This window comes from Nocardiopsis sp. NPDC007018, from assembly GCF_040635075.1.
Lineage (GTDB): Bacteria > Actinomycetota > Actinomycetes > Streptosporangiales > Streptosporangiaceae > Nocardiopsis.
Map to the genome: position 1 here is coordinate 104,872 of NZ_JBEYHA010000019.1, position 16,758 is coordinate 121,629.

The following is a 16,758-nucleotide window of genomic DNA, read 5'->3' on the forward strand; positions in this document are numbered from 1 at the left end:
CGTGGCAGTGACACAACATCACGCGTACCTCGCCGCCGACCCCGTGGCGACCGCGGCCGACAGCGCGGTGCTGTCCAACGCCTGGCTGATGATCGCCCTGCCGCTCGTGGGCGCGGCGGTCCTGCTGCTGGGCGGGCGGCGCACCAACGGCTGGGGGCCGCTGCTGGCCACCGCCCTGCCGATCGGTTCCTTCGTCTGGGCGGTCCTGGCCCTGTTCGACCTCCTCGGCCGGGGCGCGGCCGAGCGGACCGTCTCCGTCCCCGTCTACGAGTGGTTCGCGGCCGGTGACCTCTCCGCCCGGATCAACCTCCTGGTGGACCCGCTCTCGATCAGCTTCGTCCTGCTGATCACCTTCGTGGGCTCGCTCATCCACGTGTACTCCCTCGGCTACATGGCCGAGGACCCGGGCAAACGGCGGTTCTTCGCCTACCTCAACCTGTTCGTCGCGGCCATGCTCGTGCTGGTCCTCGCGGACAACTTCGTCCTGCTCTTCCTCGGCTGGGAGGGTGTGGGTCTCGCGTCCTACCTGCTCATCGGGTTCTGGCAGTACAAGCCCACGGCGGCCACCGCCGCCAAGAAGGCCTTCCTGATCAACCGGGTCGGCGACCTGGGCCTCCTCGTGGCGATCATGATCATGTTCACCGTGCTCGGCGCGGTGAGCTTCAGCGACGTCTTCGCGGCCGTTCCGGGCGCGAGCGACGGCGTCCTGCTCGCCATCGGCCTCCTGCTGCTCCTGGGCGCCTGCGGCAAGTCCGCGCAGCTCCCGCTCCAGGCGTGGTTGCTGGACGCCATGGAGGGTCCGACCCCGGTGTCGGCGCTCATCCACGCCGCCACCATGGTCACCGCGGGCGTGTACCTGATCGTGCGCGCCGGACCGATCTTCGAGGGCGCGCCGGTCGCGCAGACGGTCGTCATGACGGTCGGTGCCGCCACCATGCTCGCGGGCGGCGTCATCGCCTCCGCCAAGGACGACATCAAGAAGTCCCTGGCGGGCTCCACCATGAGCCAGATCGGCATGATGGTGCTGGCCGCCGGGCTCGGCCCGGTCGGCTACGTCGCCGCCATCGCCCACCTGATCACGCACGGCTTCTTCAAGGCCGGGCTGTTCCTGGGCGCCGGTTCGGTCATGCACGGCATGAACGACGGCGTCGACATGCGCCGGTACGGCGGTCTGGCGTCGAAGATGCCGATCACCTTCGCCACCTTCGGCCTGGGCTACCTCGCCATCATCGGCGTCCCGTTCCTGTCCGGCTGGTGGACCAAGGAGAGCATCATCTCCGCCGCCTTCGGGATCGGCGGAACCGCCGGGGCGGTCTTCGGCACCGCGATCATCGTCGGCGCCGCGCTCACCGCCTTCTACATGTCGCGGATGGTCTTCATGACCTTCCTCGGCAAGAAGCGCTGGGACGACGGCGTGCACCCGCACGAGTCGCCGGTGAGCATGACCGCCCCCATGGTGGTGCTGTCGGTCGGGTCGGTCGCCCTCGGCGCCTTCCTGGTCTTCGGCGACCGGTTCGCGGGCTTCCTCGCCCCGGCCATCGGCGCCGAGCCGCACCACTTCACCGTGGGCCACGCCTTCACCGCGCCCTACGGCATCGCCGCCCTGGTCGTGCTCGTCCTGGGCGTCGCCCTGGCCTGGGCCCTGTACCTGCGCAAGCCCGTGGAGCGCACCGCTCCCAAGGGCAACCTCGTCACCGTCGCGGCCGCCAACGAGCTGTACGGCAACGAGATCAACGAGGGCCTGTTCATGCGACCCGGCCAGGTGCTCACCAAGGCGCTGGTCGTCATCGAGGACAAGGTCATCGACGGCGCGGTCAACGGGATCGGTGCCGGGGTCGGCGACTCCTCCACCGGACTCGGCAGGACGCAGACCGGGTTCGCCCGCACCTACGCGCTCACCATGCTCCTCGGCGCCGTGATCGTCGCCGCGACGCTGGTTGTGAGGTTCTAAATGATCCCCTGGCTCACTCTCGCGATCGCGCTCCCCGCGATCGGCGCGGTCGTTATCTGGGCGCTACCGCGCGTCAAGGCCCCCGCGGCACCGGACGGCGCCCAGGCCTCGGCACACGCGGGGGCCGGCTCCGGCTCCGCGACGGCCACGGCCACCCGGACCCGTCCGGCCACCGGCGGCGCGGCCCCGGCCGAAACCGCCAAGCGCGTCGCCCTGGGCTTCTCCGTCGCGACCCTGCTGCTCGTCGTGGCGATGGCCCTGAACTTCGACGTCTCGAAGGCGGGCGGGCTCCAGTTCGAGCAGGTCCACCCGTGGATTCCCTACTTCGGGGTGCACTTCGCGGTCGGCGTCGACGGCATCGCGCTCCTGCTCATCCTGATGTCCGTGGTCCTCGTGCCGCTCGTGGTGCTGGCCGCCTGGAACGAACACGACGACCGGGAGGACGGCGGGCGCGGCTACTTCGCCCTCGTCCTCGCCCTCGAAGCGATGATGATCGGTGTCTTCGCGGCCACCGACGTCTTCCTCTTCTACGTGTTCTTCGAGGCCATGCTCATCCCGGTCTACTTCATGATCGGGCGCTACGGGCGGGGCGCCGAACGCGCCAGGGCCGCCATGAAGTTCCTGCTGTACAGCCTCGCGGGCGGCCTCGTCATGCTGGTCGCGGTGATCGGTGTGTACGTCGTCGGCGGGACCTTCCTGTGGACCGACCTCACCGACCCGGGCGGCGCCCTCGCGGCCGTCGACCCGGCCACCGCGCGCTGGCTCTTCCTCGGGTTCTTCATCGCCTTCGCGATCAAGGCCCCGATGTGGCCCGTGCACACCTGGCTGCCCAGCGCGGCCGGGTCGTCCAGCCCCGGCACGGCCGTCCTGCTGGTCGGCGTGCTGGACAAGGTGGGCACCTACGGGATGCTCCGGTACTGCCTGGAGATGTTCCCCGCCGCCGTGTCGTGGTTCGTGTGGCCCGTGGTGGCGCTGAGCCTGGTGAGCATCGTCTACGGTGCGATCCTCGCCATCGGCCAGAGCGACATGATGCGCCTGGTGGCCTACACCTCGGTGTCCCACTTCGGCTTCATCACCCTGGGCATCTTCGCCCTGACCCAGCAGGCCCAGGCCGGGGCCGCCCTGTACATGGTCAACCACGGGTTCGCCACGGGCGCGCTCTTCCTCATCGTGGGCTTCCTCATCGCCCGCCGAGGCAGCGCGCGCATCGAGGACTTCGGAGGAGTCCAGAAGGTCGCGCCCCGGCTGGCGGCGGTCTTCCTGATCGCGGGCCTGGCCGGTCTGGCGCTGCCCGGGCTGGCCCCCTTCGTCAGCGAGTTCCTGGTGTTGGTCGGCGTCTACGCCTTCAGCCCGGTCGCGGCGATCATCGCCGCGGTCGGCGTGGTCCTCGCGGCGCTCTACATCCTGTGGATGTACCAGCGCACGATGACCGGCCCCACTCCGGAGAAGCTGTCCGCGCTCCCGGACCTGTCCGGCCGTGAGACCTGGGCGGTCGCCCCGCTGATCGCCCTGATCATCGCGTTCGGCGTCTACCCGCAACCCCTGCTCAACGTGATCAACCCCGCCGTCGAACGCACCGTGGAGGCCCCGGCCGACACCGAGGTGACGGTCGCGGACGGCGACGCGGAAGGAGACGAGGAGTGATCCCCCTCAATCTCGCGGACGGGGCGCCCCCGGCGCTCCACGGAGTCACCGAGGCTCCACCGGTCCTGGACTGGTGGCTGCTCTCCCCGTACCTGGTGCTCTTCGGCGCCGGTGTGCTGGGCGTGCTTCTGGAGGCCTTCTGGCCCAAGGGCTCGCGCCGCACCGTGCAGATCGTGCTGGCGGCGGGCGCGCTGCTGGTCGCGTTCGTCCTCATCCTCCTCCAGGTGGAGGCGGTCGGGGGCGGCACCACCATCGGCAGCGGAGTGCTGGCGGTCGACCGGACGGTGCTTTTCTTCCAGGGCACCATCACCGTGCTGGCCCTGGTCAGCCTCATGCTGATCGCCGAGCGGCGGGACGGCCGGGACGCGTTCTCGGCCCAGGCCGCGACGGTTCCGGGCAGCGAGGAGGAGCGCGCGCACATCCTCGCGGGCTCCCAGCACACCGAGGTCTACCCGCTGGTGCTGTTCGCGGTGCTGGGCATGCTGATGTTCCCGGCCTCGAACGACTTCCTGGTCATGTTCATCGCGCTGGAGGTCATGAGCCTCCCGCTGTACCTGCTGTGCGGGCTGGCCCGCAGGCGCCGCCTGTTCTCGCAGGAGGCCGCGGTCAAGTACTTCCTGCTCGGCGCGTTCTCCTCCGCGTTCTTCCTGTTCGGCATCGCCATGGTCTACGGCTACGCGGGCTCGGTGAACTTCGGCGTGATCCGCCAGGCCGTGGAGTCCGGCGGAGCCGAGATCTTCCAGGACGGCAACGGCGAGCCGCTGCTGCTCATGGGTGTGGGCCTGGTCGCGATCGGCCTGCTGTTCAAGGTCGGCGCCGTGCCGTTCCACAACTGGAAGCCGGACGTCTACCAGGGCGCCCCGACCCCGATCACCGCGCTGATGGCCTCCTGCACGCTGGTCGCCGCCTTCGGCGCCCTGCTGCGGGTGTTCTTCGTGCCGTTCGGAACCTCGGCGGCGGTCTGGGAGCCCATGCTGTGGACGGTGGCCATCCTGACGATGGTCGTCGCCGCGATCGTGGCGGTCACCCAGCGCGACGTCAAGCGGCTTCTGGCCTACTCCTCGGTGGTGCACGCCGGGTTCATCCTCACCGCGGTCGTCGCGGGCAGCGTCGAGGGCCTCGCGGGCGCCATGTTCTACCTGGCCGCCTACGGGTTCACCACTCTGGGCGCGTTCGCCGTCGTCACCCTGGTGCGCACCAGGGACGGCGGGCAGGAGCTCGGCGACCTCGACCGCTGGGCGGGGCTGGGGCGGCGCGCCCCGGGCCTGGCCCTGGCCCTGACACTGTTCCTGCTGGCCTTCGCGGGCATCCCGCTCACCAGCGGGTTCATCGGCAAGTTCGCCGTGTTCGAGGCCGCCGTGGCGGCCGGGGCGGCCCCGCTGGTCGTCATCGGTGTGCTGAGCAGTGCCGTCACCGCCTTCTTCTACGTGCGGATCATCGTTGTGATGTTCTTCCGGGATTCGGAGGGCGAGGGCCCCACCGTGGCCCGTGCCGGGGTGCTCACCGGCGGCGTGATCACGGTGGGCGTGGCCGCGACCCTGGTGCTCGGGATCTTCCCGGGGCCCGTCCTGGACACCCTTCTGCCGTCCGGGGAGCCCGGTCAGGAACCCGCCGCGGTGATGGTCGACCAGGTGACGGAGGTCCCCGCCGACGAGTGAGTACCGACCCGGGTGTGGCTTTGGACCTTCATTCCGGGTCGGATACCGTGGCAAGTCGGATCATGTTCGTGTGCTGAGCGTGTGGCGGTCCCCTTCCGAGGGGGCCGCCAGCACGCCCGTTCAACAGGTGGAGCCTTACGGTGAGCGGTGCTGTCCCGAGCGGTTTTCTCGCTCTGCCGAGAGTCGACCCGACCCTCGCCCGGGAGATCCAGGACGACCTGGAGAAGGTCGAGGAGCTGCTGAGGGAGTCGGTGCGGTCCAGCGACCCCATGCTGACCGAGGCCGCCTCCCACCTGCTGGCCGCCGGGGGCAAGCGCTTCCGCGCCATGCTGGTGCTGCTGTCGTCCCACTTCGGCGACCCCCGGGTCCCCGACCTCATCCCGGCGGCGGCCGTGGTCGAGCTGACCCACGTGGCGACGCTCTACCACGACGACGTCATGGACGAGGCGGAGCTGCGCCGGGGCGAGCCCAGCGCCAACCAGCGCTGGGGCAACACCATCGCCATCCTCACCGGCGACTACGTGTTCGCCAAGGCCTCGACGATGCTCGCCGACCTCGGCACCGAGGCGGTCCGGCTCCAGGCCGAGACCTTCGCGCGCCTGGTCCAGGGCCAGATCCTGGAGACCTCCGGCCCGCGTGACGGGATCGACCCGCTCGACCACTACCTCAACGTCATCGACGACAAGACGGCGTCGCTGATCGCCTCCTCGGCGGAGTTCGGCGGCATGTTCGGCAAGGTCGACCCGGAGACGGTGGGCACCCTGACCCGCGCCTGCGACGCGCTGGGCATGGCGTTCCAGCTGGCCGACGACATCCTGGACGTGGCCAGCGAGAGCGCCGATTCGGGCAAGGTCCCCGGGACGGATCTGCGCGAGGGCGTGCTGACGCTGCCGATGTTCTACGCGATGCGCTCGCAGGACCCGGCCGACGAACGGCTGAGGTCGCTGCTGGGCCGTCCGCTGGACGACACCGAGGCGGAGGAGGCCCTGGGCCTGCTGCGCCCGCACCCGGCGATGGCCGAGGCCGACGCCACCCTGCGCGGCTGGGCCGACAGGGCCCGCGCCGAGCTGGCAACGCTGCCCGACATCCCCGCCAGGGACGCCTTCCTGGCCCTGTGCGACTACGTGGTGGAACGCTCCGGCTGACCCGCCGCTCCGACACCACGAGGGCCCCGACGCGCATCCGTTCCCGTCGGGGCCCTCGTGTGTGTCCGGAGGGGGAGGGCCCGGGCCATGAGGGCGGGCCCGGGCGGCGGGGCGGTGGACGCGGCGTGCCCGGCGCTCCCGGCACGGCCCTCAGACCACGGGCAGCGGGACGCCCAGCCGCTTCCTGGCGCGCGCGTACGCGACGGCGGGGTGGGGGTCCAGGTACCCCCACAGGTTGCCCTGGCCCACCGGGACCGCGCTCCCGGCCCGTTCGAGCGCGGCGGCGGCCCGCTCGTCCTCGAAACACACCGACAGCGCGGAACCGAACGCGTGGGCGTCCCTGGCCACCAGCGGGTAGTCGGGGTCGCCCTCCAACCAGCGGTCGGCCGCCGCGACGATCTCCTCGGTCACGGCGGTCTCCGTGTAGTGGATCGTGAGTAGGTCGCGCGTCTGGCCGATCGTCTCGGCCTCCTGCTCCCTGATCCAGTACATGACCTTCTCGTAGTGCGCCTGGACGATCAGGACCAGCGAACGGTCGCCCGAGGGGGCCCGGCGTACCCGCTCGCGGGCGAAGGCGAACATCTGCTCCTCCGACCCCGACCACTTACGGCACAGCACCTGGAGCCGCGACTCCAGGGAGGCGTGGTGGTGCGGGTCGAGTTCGACGATCCGCTCCCACATCTGGTCCAGCTCCTCCCTCGGCATGCCGATTCCCAGCCCGAACCACTGGAGCTGGTCCAGGGCGGTCGGGGTGAGGCTCGTCTGGGCCGCGTACATGAGCGGCTCGAAGGCGGGAGCCAGGGTCTCGTGGAAGGTCGCGAAGCGCTCACGGCCGACGTCCTTGGCCCAACGGCCCGAACGCGCCTTCCAGGCGGCCCTGACGCGTGTGGCGCCGGCCCACATGAGCAGGTCGGGTTCGGGGTCGGGCTGGTCCATCCCCGCCTCCAGGGCGTCCAACAGCCCGGTGCCCTCCTTGGCGAGCACCTCCAGGCGCGAGGAGCGCAGCTGGGGGTCGTCGACGTCCAGGAGCGCCAGACCCGCGGCCAGGTCGCCGTCGAGGACGCCGGGGAGCGCATCGGTGAGTTCGGGGTCGTGCCAGGCGTCGCCGAGGGTCAGGCCGTGTCGGCGGATGAGCCGGTCGTCGCCCCGGCCGAAGAGCTTGCTGAGAACCATGACCTGATTCTTGTGCGTGGAGAGGGGGAGGAACCCGACTTATGGGATCGAAACGGCAACGGTTCGAGGGGGCCGGACACGACGGCGGCGCCGCCCCGGTGCGTGGGACGGCGCCGCGAGAAGGGTACGGGGTCAGCGCACGAGCGGGAGCGCCTCGGAACCCGGCAGGTCCGTGAAGGTGGGGTGCTGCACCATGCCCTCGGGGGTCTCGGCCTCGGCGGTACCGCCGTCGATCGAGACGAGGTCGCTCGTGTCCAGGTCGCCGAGCAGGTCGGTGCCCCGGCTCAGGCCGTTGACCAGGTCCTCGGCGGTGGTGGTGTCGATGCCCTCGGCGACCCGCGGCATCTGCGCGTCGGCCAGCGGGCCCTGGAGGGAGACCGGCTCGGCCGAACCCAGGTCGGCGGAGCCGAGGTCGGACACCCCGGTCAGCAGGGCGTCGGTCAGGTCCGTGACGCGCGGGGTCTCGAACTCGGGGGCCGCCACGCCCGGGGTCTGGGCCGCCAGGGTGCCGGGGGAGCTCTGCGGAACCGTGGTGAGGTCACGGCCCTCCCAGGCGCGGTTGCCCACCATGCCCAGGACCTCCTCCTCGCCCAGGCTCACGTAGTTGTCGGCGGTCAGCTCGGTGGACTCGACCACGTCCTGGAGCGCCTTGGGGGTCTCCAGGCCGAAGGCGGCCGCCAGGTCCCACATGTTGGGAGCGGTGAGGTCGGTGCCCTCCGCCGGGACGGCGGCGCTGGTGTGCACGGGCGTGGGACGGGGCTCGGACAGCGCGCCGACCGGGTTGAGGTCGTCCAGCACCAGCGAGTTGTCGCCGGTGAGGTCGGTGACGCCGCCGAGCCCGGTGACCTGCTCCAGGGTGGGGGCCTCGCTCAGCTCGGGCAGACGGCGGTCCTGGAGGTCGGGCAGCCGGGTGGTGTCCAGCTCGGGCAGCACCAGCATCTCGTCGCGCAGGTCGGCGGCGGCCTGGACCGTGTGCGGCAGCACCTCGGAGGCGGTCGACTCGGCGGAGGTCCCCGCCTCGCGGGCGGTGCCCTCCACAGCGGCCCCGGCGTCCTGGGCGGCGCTCTCCAGGCCGCGCCCCACCGTGTGGCCGACCGTGTCGTGCGGGTTCCCGTCCAGACCCGTGGCGTCCTGGGCCTGCGTCACGGCCTCCGACAGGGGGGAGTGGGGCAGCACGGCGCCCAGGTCCGGGGCGGGCTTCTCGGCGTTCGCGGTCTCCTGGAGCTCGCTCAGGGCGCGGTCGGCGATCGGGGTGACGCCCTCGGGGGCCAGCTTGTGCATCGTGGGGGCCACGCCCTCCACGAGCGCGCGCTCGACGGTGGGCGCGATCTCGTGCATCGGGGTGGCCAGCGTCTCGGCCCCGGCGACACCGGCGCCGAGGGCCACGAAGCCCGCGGTGCCCGTGGCGAGGAGGACGGCTCGGGCGGAGAAGCGCTTGGTCTGCGTCATGGTTTTCCTTCCCTGGTGAAGCTCTGGATGAACGGGACGACCGCGACGCCGTGGACGGCGGTCGTGCGGAGCCGGGGCGGACCACCGGCTGACGTGAATCACGTGAACGAGGGCACGGGACTCAGGTCAGCTCCCAGGGAGAACGTGCTGGGAACGGTCCGGGGGCGCGCACTCGGCGCGCCCGGGGCGGGACCGTTCGCTAGTCCGGCGAGACCGTGGGGTCGTCGGCCGGGTCGGCGGGCACGGTGTGCAGCCGGTGCGCGGCCAGGAGCACGGCGTCGGCGGCGGGCGCGGGCAGCGGCGCGGCCGAGAGGTACCCGGCGACGGAGGGCACGGGGGCCGGTCCGTTGGAGGTGGGCGCGGGCGAACCGGTCGCGGGCTGCACGCGCTGGTGTTCCGGGAAACGGTCGGCGTCGTCCGGCTCGGCTCCGCCGTGCCCCTCGCCCGCGCCCGGGGTGGCCTGCTGGACGGCGGCCGGGGCGAACAGGAGGGCGTCCGGCTGCGCGGGACGCTCGGGGTCGGCGGCGGCCCGGTCCTCCTCGGAGCCCCGGTCCTCACCGGTCTCCTCGGGGGCGTCGGCGTCGGTGACGGCGGTGCGGGGCGCCCGGTCCTCGGAGACGGGCAGCGCGCGGACCAGTCCGCCGTCCACCGTCTCCTCGCGGGTGCGGTCGATCTCCGCCACGAACCCGCGCACCTCGGCCACGGCGGGCTCGGGCAGGGCCACGGCCGCCTCCGCGGCCTCGGTGGTGCGCCGCTCCAGTCGCTGGTGCACGGTGCCGAGGGTGGCGGTCACCGGCTCGGTGACCTCCCCGGGCACGACCGTGTCGAGCGAGGGCGCCCGGTCCAGCCCGAGCGCCTCGCCGGTGGCGGAGGCGGCCTCGGAGACGGGTGTGCCCAGGGGGCCGGAGCCCGGCGCGGAGGTGTCGGCCTGGGCCGGTGCGGCGCACAGCAGCCACAGCACGGCCAGGAAGGCGCACAACAGGAGCGGGAGGCCGATCGCGGAGGGCACCGCCGCGCACGCGGCCGGCGCGGCACGAAGCGTGCCGGTACGGCTGGTGCGAGGAATCAAGGGGACCCTCCGGGACGTGTGGCCAGGTCGGGGCGGGACGGAGCCCGACACCCACGACTCGACGTTAGCACAATGTCACCGAGGGTAGTTTCGCATGGCCGAAACCGGGAACGCCCGGTTCCGGTCAGGGTCTGGGGTCGGCCGGGGCCGCCGCCTCGCGGGCCCGGGCCGACCGCGCGAGCGAACTGCGGACCTGGTCGAACGCGAACACGCACACCGCCAGCCAGACGAACACGAAGCCGATCCAGCGGCTCGGCGGCATCTCCTCGCCCTGCACCAACCACCCGATCACGAACATCATGGTCGGCGCGATGAACTGGAGCATGCCGATCACGCTCAGCGGCACCCTGCGGGCGGCCATCCCGAAGAGCAGCAGCGGCAGCGCGGTCACGAACCCGCCGCCCACCATCAGCGCGGCGTGTCCGGGCGAGACCGACAGGAAGGTGCCCGAACCCGAGGCCTCCAGATACACCACGAACCCGAGCGCGGGCAGGAACATCACGAGCGTCTCGACGGTCAGGCTCTGCATGCCGTCCAGGCTCACGTACTTCTTCACCGCGCCGTAGGCCGCGAACGAGGTGGCCATCAGCAGCGAGAGCCAGGGGGCGGACCCGTAGGCGACGGTCATCACGGCGACCGCCACCACGCCCAGACCCACCGCGACCCACTGGGCGGCGCGCAGGCGCTCGGCGAAGAACACCACGCCGAGGCAGACCGTCATCAGCGGGTTGATGAAGTAGGCCAGCGAGGCCTGGAGGGTCTGCTCGGTGGAGACCGAGTAGATGAACCCCCACCAGTTCAACGAGATGAGCACCGCGGCCGCGCCGACCGGCAGGAGCGTCCGGGGATCGCGCAGCACCCGGGGCAGCCAGGACCACCCCCGGCGGGCCAGCAGCAGGAACACGCACATCGCGAGGAGCGCCCACACCATGCGGTGGGCCAGTACCTCGTTGGGTTCGGAGGGGTGGAGAAAGGGCCAGTAGAGGGCGCCGAAGCCCCACATGAGGAAGGCGGTCGCCCCGAGGGCGACACCGCGGTTGGTGTCCGACACATCCGTAATCGTAGGACGAATTCTCCCGCCTGTCTCCTGTCCGTCCCAGCCTGTGGACAACCGTCGCTCGCGCACCCGGGGGCGCTCTGGACAGGCCGGATAGCCTGGAGGCATGTTCGGCAGAAAGACGACCATGGTCGACCCCGCCCAGGCCCTTCCCGGCCGGGACACCCCGATGCCGGTGCCCTTCGGGCACACCGTGCTGGGTACCCGGCTGACCCCGCCCTACCCGGAGGGCAGCGAGGTCGCCGACGTGGCGATGGGCTGCTTCTGGGGCGCGGAGCGCACCTTCTGGCGGCTGGGCGCCGAGCGCGGGATCATCACCACCGCCGTGGGGTACGCGGGCGGCTACACGCCCAACCCCACCTACGAGGAGGTGTGCTCCGGCCTGACCGGCCACACCGAGGTGGTCCGCGTGGTCTTCGACCCGTCGCGCATCACCTACACGGAGCTCCTCAAGGTGTTCTGGGAGGGCCACGACCCCACCCAGGGCCTGCGCCAGGGCAACGACGTGGGCAGCCAGTACCGGTCGGCGCTCTACTACCACTCCGACGCCCAGCGCGCGGCGGCCGAGGCCACCCGCGACGCCTTCCAGCCGGTCCTGACCCGGTCCGGGTTCGGCCCGATCACCACCGAGATCGCCCCGCTGCGGGCCTTCTACTTCGCCGAGGACTACCACCAGCAGTACCTCTCCGACGCGAAGAACCCCAACGGCTACTGCGGCATCGGCGGAACCGGTGCCAGCTGTCCGATCGGTGTCGTGACCTCGGACGACGCGGACTCTGGGCGCGCGGCCGAGTAGTACGGCGGAGTACGTGCGCGTACGCCCGCGAACGCTGGAATGATGACTGGGCCATCTGGCACAGGCACTCAGCCCCCGGAACCGGGCAGCGCAGTAGGGGCCGCCGAAGCTGTCACAGGTGACCGCAGCTGCTTGTTGGGCGTGGGGTTTCTTGGACGCGGTTGGGTGGGTTGTGCCTCCCGGCCAGGCTGCTTTCCTTGGTTCGGTGCTGGGTGGGCCTGTTTCTCCCGGGCTGTCTCGTCGGGTGTGATGGAGGCTCTGGCATGTGCCGAGATTGGTGGAGCCGTCTTTCTGGAATCTCCGGCCACCGTGCTCGGTTTCTTGTTCTCGACTCTGTGAATGTCAGTCAGCCGGTCGCTGAGCGTCGGCGTTGCCGGGCGTTGAACCTGTCCACCTACTCTGCCTCTGTAGATGGTCCTCGGCCGCTGGACTTCCGAACAGGTTCCGAATACGATGGTTTCATGACCATCGCAACGGACCTCCCGGCCGCGACCCGGCGTTCCTCGGACCTGAGCAAGCACTCAGCCGAGGTCTTTGCCGAGGCTGAGGACCACCCTGTGACGGTGACCCGGCGTGACGGCGAGGCGCTGGTGCTCATGTCGCAGCGCGAGGCCGAAGGTCGCTCCCGCTTGCTGAATTTTGCCGCGCAGCTCATCACCGTCGCCCTCGACGAGAACGGCTCACTGGCCGAGCGTATGACCAAGGCCTTCCCTTGGATGCTCGCGCTGTCGCCGACGGATCGGGTGACCTGCGCGCAGGACCTCGTGGACTCCGCACGCGCCTCGTTCTCCACCAACCAACCGCACCTCGCGCTTGCGGAACTGACGTCCTGGAAAGAGACAGCCGCCGCTATCGCGGCTGGGCTTGGTAACGCCGACCTCGAATGGCTTGACGACGACGAGACCGTGGAGCGTCCCTAGCTGTGGCGGCTGCCAAGAAGGGGGAGCTGGTCCCCCGCCCTCCGAAGAGGACCGAATGCGAGATTCGCTTCGCGACCGCAGACGCGCGCAAGGGATGGCGGGACCTCGTCGCGACGATCCGCAACTCCATGACGGAGACCTGGGACTTCCTCACGAGGACGCCCCTATCCACTACACCGACGAACTACCGCCTCCGCGGCGAGCTCGGCACGATTCGGCGCGGAGGAGCCACCCACGAGCGCTGGCAGCACAAGCCGACGGCGAAGGGCACCGCCCGAATCTGGTATTACGTCCACGAGCGCACGGTCTTCGTTGAGCAGGTTCACACGAGCCACCCGAACGAGACGAAGTGACTGGAAGGCGACGATGCCCACGAGGACGAACGAGAGCCTGTCGACCGCCTTCTCCTTCGCGAGTCGCGGCCCTCGCCTCTTGGGCGGTGACCGCGCCTCCGTGGGAATCGGAGGCGTCAGGCATCTCCGGGGCCCTGTGGAGGAAGTAGGGGCACGCGTCCCCGGTGAGGTGTTGCCCGTGCTCCTCCCAGGCCTGGAAGGTTCCACTGGACTTCCCCCCGAAGCCCCGATCTCCTCCGTTCCGGAGTTCGGAAGCACCGCGAGCGCGATGAAGTAGAGAGAACGGATCGGCTGAGGGTGCGGGCCCGTCCGCAGACGCCACTGCCGGGGCGGCTACCCCTGGCCGCAGGCACTCGGGGCACTCCGGTGCCCGGTTTCGATTGATTTTCTCCGTGCGGCGCGGTGCGGCCCTGACCACGGGGAAGGCTCGCTCGCTCACCGATGGTCACCGGTTCCGGACTTGCGTTATAGGTAACGAACAGATATCGGTGGTGTGTGCGAGTCGATGAAGCCCCCCACAGCGCCGTAGCCCCGCCCGCCGAGGGACCCGCCGTCCCGACGGTCTCCCCGACCGCCTGGATGGGGTTCGCCCGTGTGGCCGCGATGGCGGCCGTCGTCCTGGTGCACGCCTATTCGCCGTTCGTCAGCACGACCTACACCGACCTGGGCGGCCCCACCTGGTGGACAGCGCACGTGGTGGACGCCGCGCTGCGCTGGTGCGTGCCCGTGTTCATCATGATCAGCGGTGCCCTCCTGCTGCGCCCCAAGGAGGAGGACGTCCGGGGTTTCTACCGCAAGAGGTGGGCCCGGATCGGGGTCCCCCTGCTCGTGTGGACCCTCGCCTACCTGCTGTGGCAGTTCTGGCGCGACGGCATCGGCTTCCCCGACTCGCTGGCCCAGGCGGCCTCCGGGTCGCCCTCGATCCACCTGTACTTCCTGTACGTCATCGCCGGGCTGTACGTGTTCACGCCGTTCCTGCGCACGGTGGTGGCGCACACCTCGCGCACGGGCCTGTGGTGGTTCGCGGGAGCGGCGCTGTCGCTGGGGATGCTCGACCAGGTCTCCGCCCTGGTCGACGGGGTCGGCGGGGTTACCGCCGCGACCCGGTTCCTGCCGTTCCTGGGCTACTACCTGCTCGGCTGGCTGCTCGTGGACCGGGGCCCTCGCCCCCGCGACGCGTTCCACGGGTCGGTGGCCTTCGTCCTGGGCACGACCGGCACCGTCCTGGGAGCCGGGGGGATCGCCACGGCGGCGGGCGAGTGGGGCACCGGAGCGGAGTACGTCTACGACTTCCTGTCCCCGACCATGATCGTCGCCTCGGTGGGCGCCTTCCTGCTGCTGCGGGCCTGGGGCACCCGTCTGGCCGGACTGGGCGCGCGGAGCCGGGTGAACCGGACGATCGCCGTGCTGTCCGGGCTGAGCTTCGGGGTCTACCTCGTGCACGTCATGGTGCTGTACACGCTGCGGGACCTCGGTGGAACCCCCGACGGGCTGGCGGGCCTGACCGCAGCGGCCGGGTACGCGGCGGCGACCGCGGTGGTGAGCCTCCTGTTGGTGGCCGCCGCCCAACGCGTGCCCCTGCTGCGCGCCACCGTCTGACCCGGCGCGGTCCGTCTCGGGGCCGGGGCGGCGACCGGGCCACCGGGACGCCCGGCTCAGGAAGAAAATGCGTAACCCCTGCCGCCCCGCTGGTCACAGCCTCGCGCGGATGACCTGGGAGCCGTCGCCCGGGGTGGTTCGGCGTGCGCCGACCGCTCCTTGGCGGGGCATGCGGCCCTGCATAGCCTCGGGACTCCGTGGCGCGTCCGCGCGCGGACCACCGACCTCCAGGGGGAGAGCCCATGACGGCCCTGCACGGTTTGACGGTCGACCACCTCAGATTCCACACGGCGGACGCCGAGAAGGCGGCCCTGCGCATGCGCGACGGGTACGGGATGGGGACCCTCGCCGAAGGCGTCCGGAACGGTGCGGAGTCGGCCATCATGGTGGGCGCCGGCGGCATCCGGATGGTGTTCGTCCAGGCCCTGACCGACGACCACCCGGCCGCCGGTTACGTCCGCGCGCACGGGGACGGAGTCGCGGACATCGCCCTCACGGCGGCCGACGCCCGGGCCGCCCACGACCTCGCGGTGTCCAGGGGTGCGGGGTCGGTCGCCGCGCCCGTCGAGCGGGACGGCGTGGTCACCGCCACCGTCACCGGGTTCGGGGACGTCACCCACACGTTCGTCCAGCGCCCCGCGGGCACCGACGTACGCCGCCTTCCGGGGTTGTCCCCGGTGGACGGGTTCGGGGACGGCGCCGACCTCGGGCTGCTCGCCGTCGACCACCTGGCGGTCTGTCTGGAACCGGGGCGGCTCGATCCCACGGTCGCGTACTACCGGGACGTCCTGGGATTCGAGCTGATCTTCGAGGAGCGCGTCGTCGTCGGCACCCAGGCGATGGTCTCGCGTATCGTGCGCTCCGCCGGGGGAGACGCCACGCTCACCCTCATCGAACCCGACCAGGACCTCGATCCTGGCCACATCGACGACTTCGTGCGCGACCACGGCGGACCCGGTGTCCAGCACATCGCGCTGAGCACCGCCGACGCGGTCGGCACGGTCGGGCTGCTGCGGGGGCGCGGGGTGGCGTTCCTGCCCACTCCCGACGCCTACTACCGGCTGTTGGGTGAGCGCCTGGAGCTGCGCAGGCACTCCGTGGAGGAGCTGCGTGAGCTGGGTGTTCTGGTCGACGAGGACCACGACGGCCAGCTCTTCCAGATCTTCGCCCGCTCCACCCACCCGAGGAACACGGTGTTCTTCGAGGTGATCGAGCGCCTGGGCGCCACCACCTTCGGCAGCGGCAACATCCGCGCCCTGTACGAAGCGGTGGAGCACGGGCGCGAGGACTGACGGCCCCCGGGGCCCGGACACGAGGGGATCTCATGCCGGGCCCCGTTCCCCTGTGGGGTTAGTTGAGGATGCCGATGTGGTGGTTCAGGGCTGCCGGGGCCACGGTGTCCAGGACGTGTAGCCCGTGGAGCAGTGACGCTCCCAGGGCGGTGGCGGGCCACCTCCACCAGGAGCGGGGTGCCCGGTGACGGCCCCGGGGGAGGGTGGGCTTCGGCTTCGTCTGGGCGGCGGCCGCTTCCCGGGCCTTCTGTTCGCGGTGTTGGCGTGCCACCTTGACCCAGTGCGGGACGGGTCCGTGTTGGAGCATGTACGCGACCCTGGGGTTGCCGTCCATCTGGCGGAGCAGCCGTTCCCGCCTGGCCTGATGAGTCTCCTCCCAGGGCATCTCCGACTGCGGCGATCCCAGCCGAGACGCTTCCGCCTGGGCCGGAACGCTCCACAAGGAGGGTTCCTGAGAAGACGCGTTCTGGGAGGGAACGATCCGAGGGACGGACGTGCGCCGCGGGCGTTCTCCGGAGCGCGGGAACCGGCGGCCTCGGGGCGCGGTCAAGACCGAGCGCACCCCATCGCTGAGCTGAGTGCTACCGGTCACCGAACGCCCCCATTGGCCAAGGCCGGAAGGGTGAACTCGGCCCAGATGACCGTGCCCAGC

The 16,758-nt window shown here is 71.2% G+C and carries 14 protein-coding genes; 9 read left to right on the plus strand and 5 right to left on the minus strand.

Translation table 11 applies throughout. From position 1 onward, the window contains the following. The first annotated feature begins 7 nt into the window (after nt 1–7). The 4 genes from nuoL (at nt 8) to ABZ635_RS13465 (ending at nt 6,398) form a co-directional block, all read left to right on the plus strand. Nucleotides 8–1,951 carry an NADH-quinone oxidoreductase subunit L gene (gene nuoL, locus ABZ635_RS13450; protein WP_357763739.1) on the plus strand — a complete coding sequence of 648 codons (1,944 nt, stop codon included), beginning with the start codon at nt 8–10 and terminating at the stop codon, nt 1,949–1,951. After that, the gene (locus ABZ635_RS13455) at nt 1,952–3,595 is read left to right on the plus strand and encodes an NADH-quinone oxidoreductase subunit M (protein WP_357763689.1); all 1,644 of its coding nucleotides are present in this window, start codon (nt 1,952–1,954) and stop codon (nt 3,593–3,595) included. Then, nucleotides 3,592–5,253: an NADH-quinone oxidoreductase subunit NuoN gene (nuoN, locus tag ABZ635_RS13460; protein WP_357763692.1), complete on the plus strand. Its 1,662-nt coding sequence runs from the start codon at nt 3,592–3,594 to the stop codon at nt 5,251–5,253. The genes ABZ635_RS13455 and nuoN overlap by 4 nt, the downstream gene beginning before the upstream one ends. A gap of 140 nt (nt 5,254–5,393) precedes the next feature. Further along, on the plus strand, nt 5,394–6,398 hold the full coding sequence (locus ABZ635_RS13465; RefSeq protein ID WP_357763694.1) for a polyprenyl synthetase family protein: 1,005 nt from the start codon (nt 5,394–5,396) through the stop codon (nt 6,396–6,398). A 150-nt stretch (nt 6,399–6,548) separates the two neighbouring features. Here the strand turns inward: ABZ635_RS13465 and ABZ635_RS13470 are convergent, their stop codons facing one another. The 4 genes from ABZ635_RS13470 to rarD all read right to left on the minus strand — a co-directional run bounded on the left by ABZ635_RS13470 (nt 6,549) and on the right by rarD (nt 11,140). Then, a complete protein-coding gene (locus tag ABZ635_RS13470; RefSeq protein ID WP_357763697.1) occupies nt 6,549–7,571 on the minus strand; it encodes a hypothetical protein in 1,023 nt (340 codons plus the stop codon). Nucleotides 7,572–7,703: 132 nt separating this feature from the next. Further along, nucleotides 7,704–9,020, minus strand: coding sequence for a hypothetical protein (locus tag ABZ635_RS13475; protein WP_357763699.1), 1,317 nt, complete (start codon nt 9,018–9,020; stop codon nt 7,704–7,706). A 199-nt stretch (nt 9,021–9,219) separates the two neighbouring features. Further along, nucleotides 9,220–10,089 carry a hypothetical protein gene (locus ABZ635_RS13480; protein ID WP_357763702.1) on the minus strand — a complete coding sequence of 290 codons (870 nt, stop codon included), beginning with the start codon at nt 10,087–10,089 and terminating at the stop codon, nt 9,220–9,222. 124 nt (nt 10,090–10,213) lie between these two features. Beyond that, the gene (rarD, locus tag ABZ635_RS13485; protein ID WP_357763705.1) at nt 10,214–11,140 is read right to left on the minus strand and encodes an EamA family transporter RarD; all 927 of its coding nucleotides are present in this window, start codon (nt 11,138–11,140) and stop codon (nt 10,214–10,216) included. A gap of 112 nt (nt 11,141–11,252) precedes the next feature. Between rarD and msrA the strand changes: the two genes are divergently transcribed. From msrA to hppD, 5 genes are all read left to right on the plus strand, one after another. Next, entirely contained in the window at nt 11,253–11,942 is a 690-nt protein-coding gene (gene msrA / locus ABZ635_RS13490; RefSeq protein WP_357763708.1) for a peptide-methionine (S)-S-oxide reductase MsrA, read from the plus strand. A 461-nt stretch (nt 11,943–12,403) separates the two neighbouring features. Beyond that, complete coding sequence (locus ABZ635_RS13495) at nt 12,404–12,862, plus strand: prevent-host-death protein (protein WP_357763710.1); 459 nt, start codon at nt 12,404–12,406, stop codon at nt 12,860–12,862. Between the two features lie 2 nt (nt 12,863–12,864). Continuing rightward, on the plus strand, nt 12,865–13,215 hold the full coding sequence (locus ABZ635_RS13500) for a hypothetical protein (protein ID WP_357763713.1): 351 nt from the start codon (nt 12,865–12,867) through the stop codon (nt 13,213–13,215). Between the two features lie 495 nt (nt 13,216–13,710). Further along, entirely contained in the window at nt 13,711–14,814 is a 1,104-nt protein-coding gene (locus ABZ635_RS13505; RefSeq protein WP_357763717.1) for an acyltransferase family protein, read from the plus strand. 242 nt (nt 14,815–15,056) lie between these two features. Continuing rightward, nucleotides 15,057–16,106, plus strand: a complete 1,050-nt coding sequence (gene hppD / locus ABZ635_RS13510) for a 4-hydroxyphenylpyruvate dioxygenase (RefSeq protein ID WP_357763720.1) — start codon at nt 15,057–15,059, stop codon at nt 16,104–16,106. 58 nt (nt 16,107–16,164) lie between these two features. Here the strand turns inward: hppD and ABZ635_RS13515 are convergent, their stop codons facing one another. Beyond that, entirely contained in the window at nt 16,165–16,548 is a 384-nt protein-coding gene (locus ABZ635_RS13515; RefSeq protein ID WP_357763723.1) for a hypothetical protein, read from the minus strand. Nucleotides 16,549–16,758: the final 210 nt, after the last annotated feature.

Coding starts and splice junctions, on each gene's coding strand:
- ABZ635_RS13455 (WP_357763689.1), top strand. CDS start 1,952: ATGATCCCCTGGCTCACTCTCGCGATCGCGCTCCCCGCGATCGGCGCG.
- ABZ635_RS13470 (WP_357763697.1), bottom strand. CDS start 7,571: ATGGTTCTCAGCAAGCTCTTCGGCCGGGGCGACGACCGGCTCATCCGC.
- ABZ635_RS13475 (WP_357763699.1), bottom strand. CDS start 9,020: ATGACGCAGACCAAGCGCTTCTCCGCCCGAGCCGTCCTCCTCGCCACG.
- msrA (WP_357763708.1), top strand. CDS start 11,253: ATGTTCGGCAGAAAGACGACCATGGTCGACCCCGCCCAGGCCCTTCCC.
- ABZ635_RS13495 (WP_357763710.1), top strand. CDS start 12,404: ATGACCATCGCAACGGACCTCCCGGCCGCGACCCGGCGTTCCTCGGAC.
- hppD (WP_357763720.1), top strand. CDS start 15,057: ATGACGGCCCTGCACGGTTTGACGGTCGACCACCTCAGATTCCACACG.